The 16,738-nt window shown below is 70.1% G+C and carries 13 protein-coding genes; 3 read left to right on the forward strand and 10 right to left on the reverse strand.

The features are described from left to right. Nucleotides 1-9 precede the first annotated feature (9 nt). From acs (B4V06_RS08735) to B4V06_RS08765, 7 genes are all read right to left on the reverse strand, one after another. On the reverse strand, nucleotides 10-2,004 hold the full coding sequence (gene acs, locus B4V06_RS08735; protein ID WP_123112086.1) for an acetate--CoA ligase: 1,995 nt from the start codon (nucleotides 2,002-2,004) through the stop codon (nucleotides 10-12). A 123-nt stretch (nucleotides 2,005-2,127) separates the two neighbouring features. Then, complete coding sequence (locus B4V06_RS08740) at nucleotides 2,128-3,906, reverse strand: bacterio-opsin activator domain-containing protein (RefSeq protein ID WP_498169199.1); 1,779 nt, start codon at nucleotides 3,904-3,906, stop codon at nucleotides 2,128-2,130. A 285-nt stretch (nucleotides 3,907-4,191) separates the two neighbouring features. Next, nucleotides 4,192-4,428: a DUF2061 domain-containing protein gene (locus B4V06_RS08745; RefSeq protein ID WP_123112084.1), complete on the reverse strand. Its 237-nt coding sequence runs from the start codon at nucleotides 4,426-4,428 to the stop codon at nucleotides 4,192-4,194. Between the two features lie 72 nt (nucleotides 4,429-4,500). Then, nucleotides 4,501-6,459: an acetate--CoA ligase gene (gene acs, locus B4V06_RS08750; RefSeq protein ID WP_498169202.1), complete on the reverse strand. Its 1,959-nt coding sequence runs from the start codon at nucleotides 6,457-6,459 to the stop codon at nucleotides 4,501-4,503. A 132-nt stretch (nucleotides 6,460-6,591) separates the two neighbouring features. Further along, nucleotides 6,592-7,947 (reverse strand): GTPase HflX, encoded by a 1,356-nt coding sequence (hflX, locus tag B4V06_RS08755; RefSeq protein WP_498169205.1) that lies wholly within the window; start codon nucleotides 7,945-7,947, stop codon nucleotides 6,592-6,594. Continuing rightward, nucleotides 7,944-8,309: a DUF2209 family protein gene (locus B4V06_RS08760; RefSeq protein WP_123112081.1), complete on the reverse strand. Its 366-nt coding sequence runs from the start codon at nucleotides 8,307-8,309 to the stop codon at nucleotides 7,944-7,946. Before B4V06_RS08760 ends, hflX begins: the two co-directional genes overlap by 4 nt. Nucleotides 8,310-8,486: 177 nt before the next feature. After that, nucleotides 8,487-9,536 carry a threonine aldolase family protein gene (locus tag B4V06_RS08765; protein ID WP_498169209.1) on the reverse strand — a complete coding sequence of 350 codons (1,050 nt, stop codon included), beginning with the start codon at nucleotides 9,534-9,536 and terminating at the stop codon, nucleotides 8,487-8,489. Nucleotides 9,537-9,684: 148 nt separating this feature from the next. Here B4V06_RS08765 and B4V06_RS08770 point away from each other — a divergent pair, with 148 nt between their 5' ends. Next, a complete protein-coding gene (locus B4V06_RS08770; protein ID WP_498169212.1) occupies nucleotides 9,685-11,211 on the forward strand; it encodes a carboxypeptidase M32 in 1,527 nt (508 codons plus the stop codon). A 52-nt stretch (nucleotides 11,212-11,263) separates the two neighbouring features. Next, nucleotides 11,264-12,154, forward strand: coding sequence for a mechanosensitive ion channel family protein (locus B4V06_RS08775; RefSeq protein WP_498169214.1), 891 nt, complete (start codon nucleotides 11,264-11,266; stop codon nucleotides 12,152-12,154). Nucleotides 12,155-12,245: 91 nt separating this feature from the next. Here B4V06_RS08775 and B4V06_RS08780 read toward each other — a convergent pair whose 3' ends face one another. After that, entirely contained in the window at nucleotides 12,246-12,860 is a 615-nt protein-coding gene (locus B4V06_RS08780) for a hypothetical protein (protein WP_498169217.1), read from the reverse strand. 225 nt (nucleotides 12,861-13,085) lie between these two features. Continuing rightward, on the reverse strand, nucleotides 13,086-14,258 hold the full coding sequence (locus B4V06_RS08785; RefSeq protein WP_498169220.1) for a 3-dehydroquinate synthase II: 1,173 nt from the start codon (nucleotides 14,256-14,258) through the stop codon (nucleotides 13,086-13,088). A 185-nt stretch (nucleotides 14,259-14,443) separates the two neighbouring features. Between B4V06_RS08785 and B4V06_RS08790 the strand changes: the two genes are divergently transcribed. Further along, the gene (locus B4V06_RS08790; protein ID WP_498169223.1) at nucleotides 14,444-15,991 is read left to right on the forward strand and encodes an HTTM domain-containing protein; all 1,548 of its coding nucleotides are present in this window, start codon (nucleotides 14,444-14,446) and stop codon (nucleotides 15,989-15,991) included. A gap of 48 nt (nucleotides 15,992-16,039) precedes the next feature. Here B4V06_RS08790 and B4V06_RS08795 read toward each other — a convergent pair. Continuing rightward, a partial coding sequence (locus B4V06_RS08795; RefSeq protein WP_498169226.1) for a 2-amino-3,7-dideoxy-D-threo-hept-6-ulosonate synthase occupies nucleotides 16,040-16,738 on the reverse strand: 699 nt, incomplete at its 5' end.

The raw sequence follows: 16,738 nt of genomic DNA on the forward strand, positions 1-16,738 counted from the left end.
GCCGTTCGGCTACTCGCTTTTCGCCTTCTGCTGGATCTCCTCGACGATCTCGGGGTTCCGGAGCGTGCTCGTGTTACCGAGCTCCTTGCCGTCGGCGATGTTCTCCAACAGGCGCCGCATGATCTTCCCCGAGCGCGTCTTCGGTAGGTCGGGCGTGAACACGACCTGCTCGGGTCGGGCGATCGGGCCGATGGCGTCCTCGACGCCGGCGACGATCGCGTCGCGGAGCTCGTCGTTACCCTCGTACCCGTCTTCGGTCGTCACGTACGCGTAGACGGCCTCGCCCTTGATGTCGTGGTCGCCGCCGACGACGGCGGCCTCGGCGACGCCCTCGACGCCGACGATGGCGGACTCGATCTCCATCGTGCCCAGCCGGTGGCCGGAGACGTTGAGCACGTCGTCCACCCGCCCGAGCACGGTGATGTAGCCGTCCTCGTCGATCTTCGCCCCGTCCTCCGGGAAGTACACCCAGTCCTCGGGGTCGTCGCTGTCCGTGTCGGAGTACTCCGCCCAGTACTCGTCGATGTACCGCTCGTCGTTGTTGTACAGCGTCCGGAGCATGCCGGGCCACGGCTTCTGTACCGTGAGGTAGCCGGCCTTTCCGGGCTCTACCTCGTCGCCGAGCGTGTCGAGGATCTGGACGTCGAGTCCCGGCAGCGGCGGCCCCGCCGCGCCCGGCTTCATGTCCTTCAACCCGGGGAGCGTCGTGATCATCATCCCGCCCGTCTCGGTCTGCCACCACGTGTCGACGATGGGGCACTCCTCGTCGCCGATGTGCTGGTAGTACCACTTCCACGCCCGCGGATTGATCGGCTCGCCGACCGTGCCGAGCAGCCGGAGCGAGGAGAGGTCGTGGCGGTCGGGGAACTCCTCGCCCCACTTCATGAACGCGCGGATCGCCGTGGGCGCCGTGTACAGCTGGGTGGCCTCGTACTCCTCGACGATCTCCCAGAGGCGGTCCTGTTCGGGATGATCGGGGGTCCCCTCGTACATCATCGTCGTCGTCCCGAGCGCGAGCGGCCCGTAGACGATGTAGGAGTGGCCCGTGATCCAGCCGATGTCGGCCGAACAGAAGTACGTGTCATCCGGCTTGATGTCGAGGACGGACTGCGAGGTCCACGACACCCACGAGAGGTAGCCGCCGGTGGTGTGTTTCACCCCCTTCGGCTCCCCCGTGGTCCCCGAGGTGTACATCAGGAACAGCATGTCCTCGGCGTCGCGGGTGACCGGCTCGACCTCGGCGCCCTCGTGCTCTGCGACGAGGTCGTCGTAGTCGAGCTGGTCGTCGCCGAGCTCGTGGCCGAAGTCGTCGCCGTTCGGCCCGAGCCGGTCGACGACGACGGTCGTGGTGTCGTGGTCGACGCCCGCGAGCCCCTGGTTGGCCTTGTCGAGGTGGTCGAGGGGGTCGCCGCGGCGGTAGTAGCCGTCGCAGGTGACGAGGTACTCCGACTCCGCGGAGTTCATCCGGGTCGCGAGCGCGTCCGCCGAGAACCCGGCGAAGACGACGCTGTGAGGCGCGCCGATGCGGGCGCACGCCAGCATCGCGACCGGCAGCTCCGGGATCATCGGCATGTACAGCGTCACCACGTCGTCCTCCTCGACGCCCTGCTCGCGGAGCGCGGCCGCGAACTCGTTTACCTCCCGGTGGAGCTCCGCGTACGTGTACGTGCGATCGTCCTCGTCTACCGGCTCGCCGACCCACTCGATCGCGGCCTCGTCGCCGCGCTCGTCGAGGTGTCGGTCGAGGCAGTTGGCCGACGCGTTCAGTTCGCCGCCGGTGAACCACTCGTAGAAGGGCGGGTCGCTGTCGTCCAGCACCTGGTCGTAGTCGGACTCCCAGTCGAGGAGGTCGGCCGCGGTCTCCCAGCACTCCGGCCAGTTCTCCTCGAACTCCTCGTAGATCTCGGGGTCGGAGACGTTCGCCTGCGCCGCGAACGACTCGGGCGGCTCGAACACCTCCTGCTCTTCCAGTCTCGCTTCCAGTTGGCCGTCACCCTCTGTCATGGTACGGTCGTATCCATCCGATCTCGGCATATAAACGCTGGCGCTAAATACGAAAAATCATGACAGACTCGCGGTGTCTCGGCCGGTTTCCTCTCACTCGACCCCCGACCCGGGACGCCGGCGTCACCGACGCTCCCGGTGCTCCTCATCGAAGAGTCCGTCGAGGAGCGCGCGCTGGGCCTTCCGGAGGTGGTTATGGAACGTCGGCGAGGAGACGCCCATCGCGTCGGCGACCTCCTCGGCGGTGCTCCCGCGGGGCCAGTCGAAGTAGCCGCCGTGGTACGCGGCGGACAGCGCGGCCCACTGTCGGTCGGTGAACCGCTCGGCGACCCCCTCGCGGAACGAGGACTCAGAGCGCGACGACCGGGGGACGGACTCCTTGCTCGCGAGGCGGGCGTCCTCGAACGCCGCGCGGAGCCCGTCGGCCACCGGCCTGACGTCGGCTCCCTTGGGGAGGTCGGCGACGACCCGCACGCGACCGTCCTCCGCGGTCGCGTCGCGGACCGTCGCGCCGTGTTCCGTGAGCGTCCGGACGGCCGAGCCGCCCTCGACGCGCACCGAGGCCGAGCAGCCGTCCTCTCGCGTCTCGATCACACGGAGGTCCGAGACGCCCCCCGTCCCGTCGACGACGTCGGCGACGCCCTGCGGCATCGCCCCCGCGACGGAGAGGTACAGCCGCGAGGCGTCGTCGGTGACGCCGACGGTGGAGTCGAGGTCGACCCGACAGTCGAGGGCGGCGCTCGCGCGGGCGAGGAACGCCCCCTCGTCGGCGGTGTGGAACTCCACCTCGGTGACCGCGTCGGAGTGGAGGAGGTCCCGCCACCGGCCGGCCGTCACCGCCCAGCCGAGACAGCGCCCGAGCGCGACCAGCTCCCGCTGCTCGGTCTCGGAGACCGGCCCCCCGTCCCCGGCGACGACGCAGAGCGCGCCGTGCGTCACGTCCCGGTAGCTCGCGGGGACGGCGATCCCGGGCCGGCCGTCCGCGGAGGGGTCGCCGTCCGTTAGGACCGGGTCGCCGGTCTCGACCGCGTCGAGCCACGGGCCCTCGCGCGTGACGCCGCGGTCGACGAGGACCTCCCGGTCGACGCCGGCCGCGCCCGCCACCTCAGTCCGGCCGCCGTCGGCCGATCCGCGGACCACCCACGCCTCGGCCCACCGGTCGGACTCGACCAGCCGCGCCGGGACCGTCGCGAGCGGCGACTCTCGGCCGTCGCCGTCGGCGAGGGCCTCGAACCCGCCGAGCGCTGTCGACCGCCGCGCGCCGGCGTCGGCATCGGTGCCCCCGGCCGCCCCGTCGCTCCCGGCGGCCGCGTACGCCTCGGCGACCGCCCGCCCGTCGAGGGGGCCGAGGTACCCGTCGAGCGTGCCGAGCGTTTCCCAGCCGCCGGCCTCGCGCACGGCGTGGGGGTCGACGCCGCGGTCGACGAGGAGGCGCCGCGCGAAGGCGTCTCGGAGATCGCGCGGCGTGAGGTCGGCCGGCACCGCGCCGTCGGTCCGCGCCGCCGCCCGCTCGGCGGTCTCGTTCACGATCATCTGGACGCGGCGGGGCGAGACGTCGACGAACGGCTCCGCCTCGCCGAGCCCCTCGCTCTCGGCGTACCGCCGGAGCTCGGCCGCCAGCGAGGACGGGACGACGGTCTCGCGGTCGATCGGTTCCGCGGCGTCGCCGCCGCGCGGCGACCCCTCATCGGTCTCGGAGCGCGCTCCCGCGTCGTCGGCCGGAACGGCGAGGAGGGAGACGTCCGCGACGCCCGGATCACTGAGGTGTCGGGGCGCGACGCGGGTGATCTCGCCGGTCCGGAGGCCGACCTCTCCGGCGAGGCGGACCACGACCGCGGCGCGGTACGTCTCCGCGGCGGTCACGAGCGCGTCGTACGCGTCGGCGTCGAGCCCGTCGACCATCTGTTTCGTGGACACACGAAAATACGAAACAAAAATCTTCCGCCGTGGCCTCGAATCCGATTACCTTCGAGGGCGATCGCGTTCGAGGCTTCCGAACCGGTCGTTTCGGCGCCCTTTAATTTCGTTTTGAGATTTCAGACCGAAACAGTTTCCACACAGGTTGGTCCCGTTCCGCTTCGTTCGGATCCGTCCCGGTCCGAGCGTGGCCCTGACGGAGGCCCCGGTCCGAGCGGAGCCCTGACGGAGGCCCCGGTCCGAGCAGGACCCTGAGGGGGTCCAGTCAGCTCAGGCGCCGGTGACGACGCCCCACGAGACGTGGTCCCACAGTCGCTCGTAGGTGTAGTAGGTCGCGGTCTTGACGACGTTGGTAACCAGTCCGATGTTCACGGCGTCGCTCACGTTGCCGACGACTGCCCACGCCACGAGCACGGTGATGGCGACCATGAGGGTGCGGTAACAGAGCGTCTTGGCGACCGCGCGCTTCCGCTCGTGAAGCGCCGACCGGGAGACGAACGTGCCCATGCCGACGCATCGGAGCCCACCTATATGAAACTTCTAGACGCTTCTATATGCCCTAGAAGTAACATTAAACAGTTACTCTCCGCGGACCGACGACTCGATCTCGCCGACGACCTCCGGGTTCCGGAGCGCGCTGACGTCGCCGAACTCCTCGCCGCGGGCGATGTCCTCCAGCAGCCGACGCATGATCTTCCCCGAACGGGTCTTCGGGAGATCCGGGGTGAACACGATCCGGTCGGCGCGCGCCACGTCGCCGACGGAGCGGGCCAGCTCCTCGCCGATCGTCGCCTCGAGCGACTCGTCGGGCTCGACGTCGCTCCGGGTGGTCACGTAGGCGACGATGTCGCCGTCGTCGTCGCCGACGACCGCGGCCTCGGTCACCCCGTCCACGCCGACGATCGCCGACTCCAGCTCGGCGGTGTTGAACCGCTGTGCCCGCACGTTGATCACGTCGTCGACGCGACCGAGAATGGTTACGTAGCCGTCCTCGTCGACCGTCGCGCCGTCACCGGTGCGGTAGCGCCACCCGTCTTCGGCCTCAATCCAGTACTCGCGGCGGTAGCGATCGTCGCCCTCGCGGAGCCCCCGGAGCATCCCGGGCCACGGCGAGCCGATCGTGAGGTACCCCGGCTCGCCCGGGTCGACCGGATCGCCGTCCTCGTCGACGACGCGGGCGTCGATCCCGGGAAGCGGCGGGCCGACCTTCCCCGGCTTCATCGGGGTGATCCCGGGCAGCGTCGCGAGCGCGATGGCGCCCGTCTCCGTCTGCCACCAGGTGTCGACGACCGGCGCCTCGCCGCCGCCGACGTGCTCGCGGTACCAGTGCCACGCCTTGGCGGTGATCGACTCGCCGACGGTGCCCAGCAGGCGGATCGACGAGAGGTCGTGGCGGTCGGGGTACTCCGCGCCCCACTTCATGAAGGACCGAATCGCGGTCGGGGAGGTGTAGAAGACGCTGACGGCGTTGCGCTCGATGAGGTCCCACACGCGCTCGCGGTCCGGGTAGTCGGGCGACCCCTCGTAGAGGACGGTCGTGGTCCCGACCGAGAGGGGACCGTACACGCCGTAGGAGTGGCCCGTGATCCAGCCGATGTCGGCCGCGCACCAGTAGGTGTCGTCGGGGCGCACGTCGAGCACGTTCCGGGTGGTCCACGCGACGTGCGAGAGATACCCCCCGGTCGCGTGCTCGACGCCCTTCGGCCGGCCGGTCGTCCCGGAGGTGTACATCACGAACAGGAGATCGGTGGCGTCGCGCGCGACCGGTTCGACAGTCTCCCCGTCGTGTGCGCCGACGAGCGACTCGTACGCGTGCTCGTCGTCGCCGAGGGACACGTGGAGCGCGTCCCCGAGCCGGTCGACGACGACCGTCGCCGCGAGGTCGGTCTCGGTCCGGAGCCGGGCGTTGTCCGCCTTCGACTTCTGGTTGAACGCGTCCTCCCGCCGGTAGTAGCCGTCGCAGGTGATCAGGTACGACGAGTCGGCCGCGTCGAGGCGGGTCGCCAGCGCCTCCGCCGAGAGCCCCGCGAAGACGACGTTGTGCGGCGCGCCGATGCGGGCGCACGCCAGCATCGCGACCGGCAGCTCCGGGACCATCGGGAGGTACAGCGTCACCACGTCGTCCTCCTCGACGCCGAGGTCCCGCAGGCCGGCCGCGAGCGCGTTCACCTCGCGGTGGAGGTCGAGGTAGGTGTACGAGCGCCGTTCGCCGCGCTTCCCGAACCACCGGATCGCGAGCTGGTTGCGCCGCTCGTCGAGGTGCCGGTCGACGCAGTTGACGGCGGCGTTGAGCCGTCCGTCCGGGAACCACTGATAAAAGGGCGGCTCGCTGTCGTCGAGCACGGTCTCGTACTCCGTCTCCCAGTCGAGGAGATCGGCGGCCCGCCGCCAGGCGTCCGGTCCCTCGGTCTCGAACGCGTCGTGCACCCCCGCGTCGCTCGCGACGGCCTGCTCGCTGAACCCGGTCGGGGGCTCGATGGCGTCGGCGGCGGCGACGGAGCGGTCCCGCCGTCGGCCGTCGATTCCGGCGTCGTCCATGATACCTGTTCGCAAGCGAAGGAATGTATACTTTGTCCGGGGTCCCGGCCAGTGAGCCGAGCCGACGGGAGCGACGGGGGCGTCGCCTGCGGAGCGGCGGTCTGGTCGCCCGGGGATCGACGGAGAGCCCGCCTACGTCGACTCCGCGGGCGCGAGCGAGGCGGCCTTCGACCGGGCGCGGGCCACGATCGAGGGCTTGGCCTCGAAGTCGACGGTCACCTGGTCGCTGGCGTACGACTCCTCGTCGACGTGGCCGTGGTCGTGGATCCACGAGACGAGGCTCATCGCCTCGTCGGAGACGGGGAGGACGAGCCGCTCGCGCTCCCAGTCGGGCAGCTCGTCCTCGACGCGGTCGCGCAGCTCCGCGACGCCCGCGCCCGTCTTCGCCGAGACGGCGACGGGGTCGGGCGCGACGCCGGAGAGCGCGCCGCGCTTGTCGGCCAGCTCGCCGGGCGCGAGCCGGTCGATCTTGTTGAACACCGTGACGACGGGGGCCTCGTTGCGCTCGTAGAGGGTGTCGTGGCTCGTGACGAGCTTCTCGCGCATGTCCTCGACGGGCTCGCTCGCGTCGACGACGAGCAGCACGAGGTCGGCCCGGTAGACGGAGTCGAGCGTCGACTCGAACGACTCCACGAGCCAGTGGGGGAGGTCCGCGATGAACCCGACCGTGTCCGTGAGGAGCACGTCGCGCTTCTCCATCTCGGCCCGCCGGGTCGTCGTGCCGAGCGTGGTGAACAGCATGTCCTGCGACTCCGCGGTCGTGTCGAGGTCGGGATGCCGGTCGGCGTTCTCGTCGACGTCGATCTCGGCCGCCAGCCGGCGCATCAGCGTCGACTTCCCGGCGTTGGTGTACCCCGCGAGCGCGACCAAGTCGAAGCCGGAGTCGCGGCGCTGCTCGCGGCGCGCCTCCTCCTTCGCCGCGATCGACTCCAGCTCGTCGCGGATCTCGGAGATCTGGCGTTTGATGTCGCGCTCGACGCTCTCGTCGTACTCGCCGAGCCCCATGAAGCCGGGGCGCTCGTCGCGCTTCGCGAGGCTCGCCTTCGCCTCGGCGCGCGGGAGCTCGTACCGGAGCTCGGCCAGCTCGACCTGGAGCTGCGCCTTCCGAGTGTTCGCGCGCTGCCCGAAGATCTCGAGGATGAGCGTGAACCGGTCGATCACCTCGACGCCCTCGGGGAGCTCCCCGCCGATGTTGAACGTCTGGTAGGGTCCCACGTCGTTGTCGACGATGACGGCGCCGGCGTCGGTCCGGCGGACGAGGTCGCGCAGCTCAGCGACCTTCCCCTCCCCGAACATGAACGCGGCGTCCTCCGTGCGGGTCTGCGTGAGCTCGCCGACGACCTCGTAGCCCGCGGCCGCGGCGAGCTGGGTGATCTCGGCGAGGTCGGCGTCGCCGGAGTCGACGCGCTTGGCGACGACCGCCCGACGCTCCTCGGGGACCGGTTCTGCGTTGCCGTCGGCGCCCGCTCCCTCGACGCTCCCGGTCATAAGAGGAGGTCTCGGGCGGCGTACGCGGCGTGGTGTGCTGCCTGCACTGTTTCGCGTTCCCCTATGCTCTCGACGTATTTAAACTCGGGTCGGAAGCTCAGTCCGACTCGCTCGGGGGGCTCCTCGTAGAACTCGCCGTGCTCGGCGACGATCGGCCCGTCCGGTGGCTCCGGCAGGTTTCCGACGGCCGTCGCCACGAGTCCCAGCGTCGCATCGAGCGTCGGTCCCTCCCGCGCGGCGGCGAACCCCATCCCCTCGACCGCCCGGATCCGTGTCGAGTCGATTCGGGCGTGGACCGCTGCCGCGACCATCAGGTACTCGCCGTCCTCCTCGTGGCGGCCGCTGATGTCGACGCCGACCACCTCAGGGACGGGCGCCGGCCACCTCGGTTCGGCCGGAGCGCAGTTCCGATCCCGCGGGTACTGTGCCCATACGACCGACTTGATCGCCCGCCGAATTGAACGTTTCTGTGGTGTGTGTCAGACCTCCAACCGCGCCGCCTCAAGCCGACCGCGCCGCCTCAAGCCGACCGCGCCGCCTCAGGCCGACAGCTCCGCGACCGCGTCGCCGATCCGGTCGATCGCGTCGTCGACATCGGCGGCGTCCACGTCGAGGTGCGTCGTGAACCGCGTCGTGTAGTCGTCGAATTCGACGCAGCCGACGCCGGCCGCCTTACAGGCCTCCACGAGGTCCGCGGCGGGGATCCCGGCGTCGTCGGTGTGCGAGACGACGATATTGGTGTCCGGCGCGGGCGCGTCGACCCCGTCGAGCGCGTCGAGCCCGGCGGCGAGCCGTTCCGCGTTGGCGTGGTCGTCGGCGAGGCGGTCGACGTTCTCCAGCGCGAGCAGCCCGGGCGCGGCGATCATCCCGGCCTGTCGCATCCCCCCGCCGAACAGCTTCCGGACGCGGCGCGCCTCCTCGACGAATTCCTCGCCGCCCGCGAGGATCGAGCCGACCGGCGCGCCGAGCCCCTTCGAGAGGCAGAAGGTGACGCTGTCGACGGGCGCGACGATCTCGCTCGCGTCGACGCCGAGCGCGACCGCGGCGTTGAACACTCGGGCGCCGTCGAGGTGAACCGGCACGTCGGCGTCGCGAGCGACCTCGGCGGCCGCGGCGATCTCCTCGACCGGGACCGCGACACCGCCGCGGTAGTTGTGGGTGTTCTCCAGCGACAGGAGGCCGGTTCCCGGCCGGTGGAGGTCCTCGGTCACGAGCCCCTCGGCGACCGCGTCCGGCGTCGGGACGCAGCGGTCGCCGGCGTCGATCGTCCGGGTCTGCGCGCCCGAGAGCTTCGACGCGCCGGCGAGCTCCCACCGGTAGATGTGCGACTCGCGCTCCAAGAGGAGCTCCTCGCCCGGCTCCGTGTGGACGTGGACGGCGATCTGGTTGGCCATTGTCCCGGAGGGGACGTAGAGCGCGGCCTCGGTTCCGACCACCTCGGCGGCGCGGCGCTCCAGCTCGTTGACGGTCGGGTCGTCGCGGTACACGTCGTCGCCGACCTCGGCGTCGCGGGCGGCCTCGCGCATCGCGTCCGAGGGCGTCGTGACGGTGTCGGATCGCAGGTCGATGGTGTCCTCGTCGATGTCCATTCGTTAGCAGCGATTCGGCGCCCGGTCTGAAATAGGTCGCGCTCGGGGCCGATTCGCCCGGCTCCCAGCGGCGGAGGCGGCCGTGGCCCGCCGTCCCGTCGATTCCGCGTTCGCTTCCTTCTTAAGCGACGCGGCCGATCCGTGTCGTATGGCAACGGAAGCCGCGGCCGACGACGCGAGCGACGCCCCCGAGGCGTACGAGGCCCTCCTGGACCGCGTTCGACGGTGGAACACGGTCGGGAGCGCCGCCGGCGTGCTCGGGTGGGACCAGCAGGTGATGATGCCCGAGGGGGGCACCCCCGCCCGGTCGAAGGAGCTCTCGACGCTCTCGTCGATCCAGCACGACATGATCACGGACGACGAGACCGGCGAGCTGCTCGCCGAGCTCGACGACGCCGACCTCACCGACGAGCAGTCGGCGGTCGTCCGCGAGGTCCGCCGCGAGTACGAGCGCGCCGACGCGGTCCCGGTCGAGCTGGTCGAGGAGATCTCCGAGACCGGCTCCGAGGCGCTACAGGCGTGGGAGGAGGCGAAGGCCGAGGACGACTTCGATGAGTTCGCCCCCTATCTGGAGAAGCACGTCGAGCTCAAGCGGGAGTACGCCGAGCACATCGACCCCGACCGCGACCCCTACGAGGTCCTCTTCGAGGAGTACGAACCGTGCCTCTCGATCGACCGCGCCGAGGCCATCTTAGCGGAGCTCCGTGAGACGCTCGTCCCCATGATCGACGCGATTCGCGAGTCGGACGCCGACCTCGCGGTCGACACCTTCGAGGGCACCTTCCCCGAGGACGAGCAGGAGGAACTCGCTCGCGAGGCGCTCGAACTCGTGGGCTACGACTTCGACCGCGGCCGGCTCGACGTCTCCTCGCACCCGTTCACCGCCGGGAACCAGTTCGACTGCCGGGTGACGACCCGGTTCGACGAGTCCGACCCGCTCGGCGCTATCGGGTCGACCATCCACGAGTACGGCCACGCGCAGTACAACCTCGGGCTCCCGCAGGAGGAGTGGGCCACCCCGCTCGGCGAGTCGCGCGACCTCTCGGTCCACGAGTCGCAGTCGCGGCTCTGGGAGAACCACGTCGGGCGGAGCCGGTCGTTCTGGGAGCTGTTCCTGCCGCGGTTTAAAGAGCAGTTCCCCCAGACCGAGGACGCGACCGTCGAGGACGCCTACGAGGCGTTCAACCAGGTCCACGAGGACAACTTCATCCGCGTCGAGGCGGACGAGCTCACCTACCACCTTCACATCATCGTGCGATTCGAGATCGAGCGCGACCTGGTCCGCGGCGACCTCGAGGTCGAGGACGTGCCGACGGTCTGGAACGACAAGTACGAGGAGTACCTCGGGATCCGCCCCGAGACCGACAGCGAGGGCTGCCTCCAGGACATCCACTGGAGCCACGGCAACTTCGGCTACTTCCCCACCTACTCGCTCGGCTCGGTGATGGCCGCGCAGCTGTTCGAGGCCGCCGAGAGCGAGATCGACGACCTCGACGCGAAGATCGCCGACGGCGACTTCGACGACCTCCAGGCGTGGCTCGGCGAGAACGTCCACCGGCACGGCTCCCGCTACGAGACGAACGAGCTGGTCAAGCGGGCGACCGGCGAGGACTTCTCCGCGGACGCCTTCACCGACTACGTCGAGGAGAAGTACGGCGAGCTGTACGGGATCTAGCTCGCACACCTCGCAGTCGGGGTTTTTACCGATACGCCGCGATGTGCAGCGCATGGTCGGCCAGGTGTCTCCGCCGAAATGGGCGACGGACGTCTTCTCGGCGTACGATCAGGTGTTTTCGGAGCTGTTCTGGTTTCTCGTGGGGTTCGGGGTCGTCTATCTCGTCGGCCAGACGTTTCTCGTCCCCGTTCTCACCCGCGTCATCAGGTCGCGTAACCGGAACAACCCCACGATCGAGACGGCGGCGAAGACGTATCTCCGGGTGCTCCTGATCGGATTCGCGACCCTCACGGGCATCATCGCCGCCGGCTACGGACGGGTGCTCTCCGAGTCGGCGGTCATCATCGCGGCGCTCACGTTCGCGCTCGGGATCGCCGGTCAGCAGGTGTTCGGGTCGCTCATCAGCGGGATGTTTCTGGTCGCCGACCCGGATTTCAACGTCGGCGACTGGATCGAGTGGTCGGGCGGGAGCGGCACGGTCGAAGCGGTCGACTTCCGCGTCACCCGGGTCCGGACGCCTGACAACGAGACCGTCTCGATCCCCAACACCGAACTCACGACCAACGCCATCACCCGGCCCTACGGTCGGAACACGTATCGAATCACGGAACAGGTGTACGTCGCCTACGACGAGGACGCCGAGCGGGCCCTGCTGACGTTACAGCAGATCGCCGCGACTCTCGATCCGGTTCTCGGTGACCCGGCGCCGAACACCCGCCTCGTCGAACTCGGCGAGAACGCGATCACGATACAGGCGGAGTTCTGGATCGACGATCCGAGAAATCGGAGTATGCCGACGATCCGCTCTGACTTCCGTCGGCTAGTGAAACGGCGCTTCGACGAGGAGGGGATCACGCTCGCACCCCCGTCTGCGCAGTTACTCTCGGGGGAGGTGACCGTGACGGAGCGTCCGACCGAGCCGGCCGCCTCGAGCAGCGAGTGAAAGCGAACGCGGCGGGTCCGGCGGACGGGCGCGCGCCCCTACGACGGAACGTATCGCGGGTCGGTTCGGACGCGAAAGCGACGACGCATACTCACACTCCCAGCCGGAACCCGGTCATCAGGACGATGATCCCGAGCATCGTCGCGGCCTCGAACAGGCCGACCACGAGGTTCTTCTTCTCGATCGCTTCGAGCCGCGAGGCGTCCGGGTCCGACGAGAGCGTCTCGTAGTAGGCGCTGAGCTGGAGCCGGTGCGGGACCGCGAGGCCGAACGCGAACAGCCCCCACCCGAGCGCGAGCGCGAGCCCCGACCACGTCCCGGCGAACCCGTACCCCAGCCCGAGGTCGGGCGTCAGCAGGACGGTCCCCGAGACGACGGTCGTGAGCGAGAAGCCGACGAGGAAGAAGACGGCCTTCGGAACGAGCGTCGTCGTCACCGCGGCCGACGCCTCCTCGCCGAGCCCTCCGAGCGTCGGGCCGATGATCGCCGGGAAGATCAGGGCGAAGCCGAACCACACCGCCCCGGCGACGACGTGCGTATAAAAGAGGAGCTCCGTGCTCGAGAGGAGGAGGCTCGCGCCGAAAAAGGCCAGCGGGACGAGGAGGCTCCCCGCCGCGAACGCCGGATTCGCGGCGTTCGCGAGGTGTTGTACGCGATCCACTACGGTACCGTCCGTCACGCGGCTATGCTCGTGACTCACAGCCATGGACCGATGAACGGTAAGACGTTTGGTAATAGTAACGGTCGGGGCAGTCCTCTGACAGAAAGGCGGCTCTGAGACCGACCGGGTCGGACGTGTCGTGCTTCGAGCAGGTCTCGCGACTCACCGGTCGAGGGCCGGCTCGTTCGTAGTGGCCTCGCGTTCGCTCGGCCACTCGGCTCGCGGGCCTGCGGCCCGCTCGCGTACGAGACCTCGCTCCGATCGGTCTCGCTACTTCTCGATGATGCTCTCCTCCACCGCTTCGCCGAAGTGCCGCGCCACGTCCTCGTAGTAGACGAGCGCCTCGTCGCCCTCCTCGAGGTCCGTGACCGCCTTCTTGCCGTCCGCGGTCGCGACCTTGACGGTCTCGGCGTTCTGGATCAGGGTCTCGACGCGGTCGACGCCCTCTTCCGTCTCTATCTCGGCCTGAATCCGGAACATCGGCCGCTTCTCGATCTTCACGCGGCCGACGATCGCCTCGCGGGTGTGGCCCGCGGTGTCGACGACCTGCACCTCGTCGCCGCTGGACAGTTCCGCGAGGTAGTTGGTGCCGCCCTCGGCGTTCCGGACGTACGCGTGGACGGCCCCGGCGTTCACGCGGAAGGGGCGCGACTCGACGTACGGCGACTCCGCGGTCTCGGCGTGGACGAAGAACAGCCCCCGCGACATCGACCCCACGAGCATCCCCTCGTCGTCGTCCATCAGCGAGCCGGTATCGATGCAGACGCGGTCGGCCATCCCGGTGCGCTCGACCGCGGTGACCTCGGCGTGTCTGAGGTCCAGCGTCTCGCGGTCGGCCGCGTCGCGGGCGTCGACCGCGCCCCGGATCTCGTCCGGCTCGTCGGAGTCGAGGAGCACGCCGTCGGCGCCGATCTCCAGCGTCTCGAAGGCGGTCCGCGCCTCGGCGGCGGTCGTCGCGCCGGCGACGAGGTGCGTCTCCTCGCCGACCCGCGCGATCAGGTTCTCCAGCGGGATGATCGACCAGTCCTCGCCGACGACGATCGTGTACTCGGCGTCGTTCGCCGCCTCCTCGGCGAACCGCTCGTAGTCGGTCCCGAGCACGCGGACGTACACGCCCTGCGCGCGGTCGTCTCGCCGGCGGACCGTCGTGAGATCCGCGGAGCCGGAGAAGTCGTCGGGGAGGTCGATCGTCCCGTCGCCCTCGCCGCCCTTGCCGATGAAGTAGGCGTCGGCTTCGGCGTCGCTCTCGGCGTCGTCGATGACGTCTGCCTCGGAGCGGAACGCCGCGACCGAGACGTCGCCGAGCTCGCGGACGCGCCCCACGTCGGCCTCGTCGACGAGCACCCAGTCCGCGCCGGCCTCGATGGCGGTCGTGATCCGTCGCTTGCGCGCCTCCCAGTCGCCGACGCTCCCGTCGGCCTTCACCCAGACCGTGCGTGTCATTACCGGAACCTCACGGCGGGCGGGCTTGAAAACTGCGGAAGGGTCGCGCGTTGCGAGCGGCGGCGCCGCGGGAGCGTCCGCCGATGGCGACGGTGCGACGGGACCGGCCGCCGTTGGCGACGCAACGACCCGGAGACGACAAAGCACTTATCACTAAGCTCGTATCGTAGGACGTACACCTCCGAATGACGACACCACGCCGGCGGCCCTCGAACGCGGGGTCCCGATACGCCGCTGCGCGCGAGGCCCTCCGGGAGCGCGCCGCGCCGCACCTCGGGATCGATCCGCGAGCGCTGGGCGCGTTCCGGATCGGGCTGGCCCTCCTGCTGCTCGGTGACCTGCTCGTCTACCGGCTCCCGGTGGTGGGCGCGTTCTACACCGACGACGGCGTCCTGCCGCGCTCGACGCTCGCCGAGCTGTACCCGTTCTTGGAGACCGTCTCGATCCACGCGGTGTCCGGCTCGGCGTGGGTCCAAACGGGGCTCCTCGCGCTCGGCGCGTGCGCCGCCGCCTGCCTGCTCGTCGGCTACCGAACGCGAGCGTCGACGGGCCTCTCCCTCGTCCTGCTCGCGTCGCTTTACGCTCGCAACCCGTTCGTGATCAACGGCGGGAACACGATTCTGCTGATGCTCCTCTTTTTAAGCCTCTTTCTTCCGCTCGACGACCGCTGGTCGCTCGGTGCCGGCCGGTCGAGCGACCCCGGTTACCGCGACGACGCCGATGGAGGCGCGACTGACGGGGGCGAGAGCGGCGTCGGTCGGCGGGTCTGTTCGCTCGGAACGGCCGTCACCCTCCTGACGCTCGTCTCGATCTACGCGGCCAACGTGGTCTCCAAGGTCCGGAGCGACGCGTGGATGTCGGGCGTCGCGGTCCCGCGGATCTTCCAGATAGAGGAGTTCGTCGTGCTGTTCGGCCCGTTCGTCTCGGACCACACCGCGGTCCTCGCGGCCATAAACTGGCTCTGGATCGCGCTCCTCTCGGCGTCCGTGCTGCTGGTCGCCGCCACCGGGTGGCTGCGAGCCGGCGTGGCCCTCGCGTTCGTCTCCGCGCACCTCAGCATGGCCGCGACGATGCGGCTCGGCGTGTTCCCGTTCGTCATGATCTCGGTCCTGCTCCTCTTCCTCCCGCCGAGGGTCTGGGACGCCGTCGAGGCGCTCGCGTCGAGCCTCCCCGGGTCGTCTCGGCTCCCAGATCGGGCGTACCGAAGCGACGGCGGAAGCCCGACCGAGGCGGCGTCTCCGGTCACGTCGCGGGCGCGTCGTGGGATCCGCGTCGCGGCCGCCGTCCTGCTCGTTGGCGTCTTCGTCGCGCTCGTGGTCTGGCAGGCCGCGGGGGTCGGGCTCGTCGACATGCCGGCGTCGGAGTCGGCCGGCGAACTCTCGGAGGTGAGCTGGTCGTTCTTCGCGCCGAACCCGCCGGACACCTCCAGCTGGTACGTCGTCCGAGCGACGCTCGACTCCGGCGAGACCGTCGACGCGCTCGACGGGGGTCCGGTCGCGTTCGACCGGCCGCCGGACGCGGCGGACACGTACCCGACGACCCTCTGGCACCAGTTCGGGCACAGAGTGCGGTACGCCGGCGAGACGCAGTACCGCCCGGTTGCGGCGTACGTCTGTGAACGGGCGGACCCCGACGTGGAGTCCGTGACCGTCTTCCACGTCGAGCAGGAGGTCGGTCCGAACGGACCGGTGGGAGAGCCGGAGCCCCAAGAGCGGATCAGCGCCGCCTGCTGACGCCTCGAGCGTTGTTACGCCTCGGGCGTCGCCACGCCGCGAGAGTCGCTACGCCTCGATGAACCCGCCCGCGCGGAGCGCCTCGTCGACGTCGGCGTCGTCGTGGACGATCGCCGAGACGGCGCGGGCGATCCCCTCGGGGTCCTCGTGCTGGAAGATCGACCGGCCCATCGACACGCCGGCCGCGTCGCCGTCCATCGCGCCGCGGACCATCTCCACCGTCTCGCGGTCGGTGCCCTTCGAGCCGCCGGCGATGACGACCGGGAGCCGCGTCGACTCCGTGACGCGGGCGAACGAGTCGCCGTCGCCGGAGTAGCCGGTCTTCACCACGTCAGCGCCGAGCTCCTCGGCGAGCCGGACGGCGTGCCCGAGCGACTCGGGGTCGGTCTCGTCGACGCCCTCGCCGCGCGCGTACGCCATCGCGAGCACCGGCAGGCCGAGGCGCTCGGCGTCGGCGGTCAGCTCCGCCAGCTCCTCGATCTGGTCCGGCTCGTGCTCCGAGCCGACGTTGATGTGGAACGAGACCGCGTCGGCGCCCGCGCGAACCGCGTCGTCGACGGTTCCGGTGACGCGCTTGTCGCTCTCGTCCGGGCCGATCGTCGTCGACCCGTTGAGGTGGACGATGTAGCCCGCGTCGTTCTTGTTCGAATGGACGCGCGGCGCGACGCCGCGTTGCGTGAGTACCGCGTCCGCGCCGCCGCGCGTGACGCCGTCGATCGTCGACTCGATGTCGACGAGCCCGTCGAC

It is taken from the genome of Halorubrum sp. B53 (assembly GCF_059752395.1).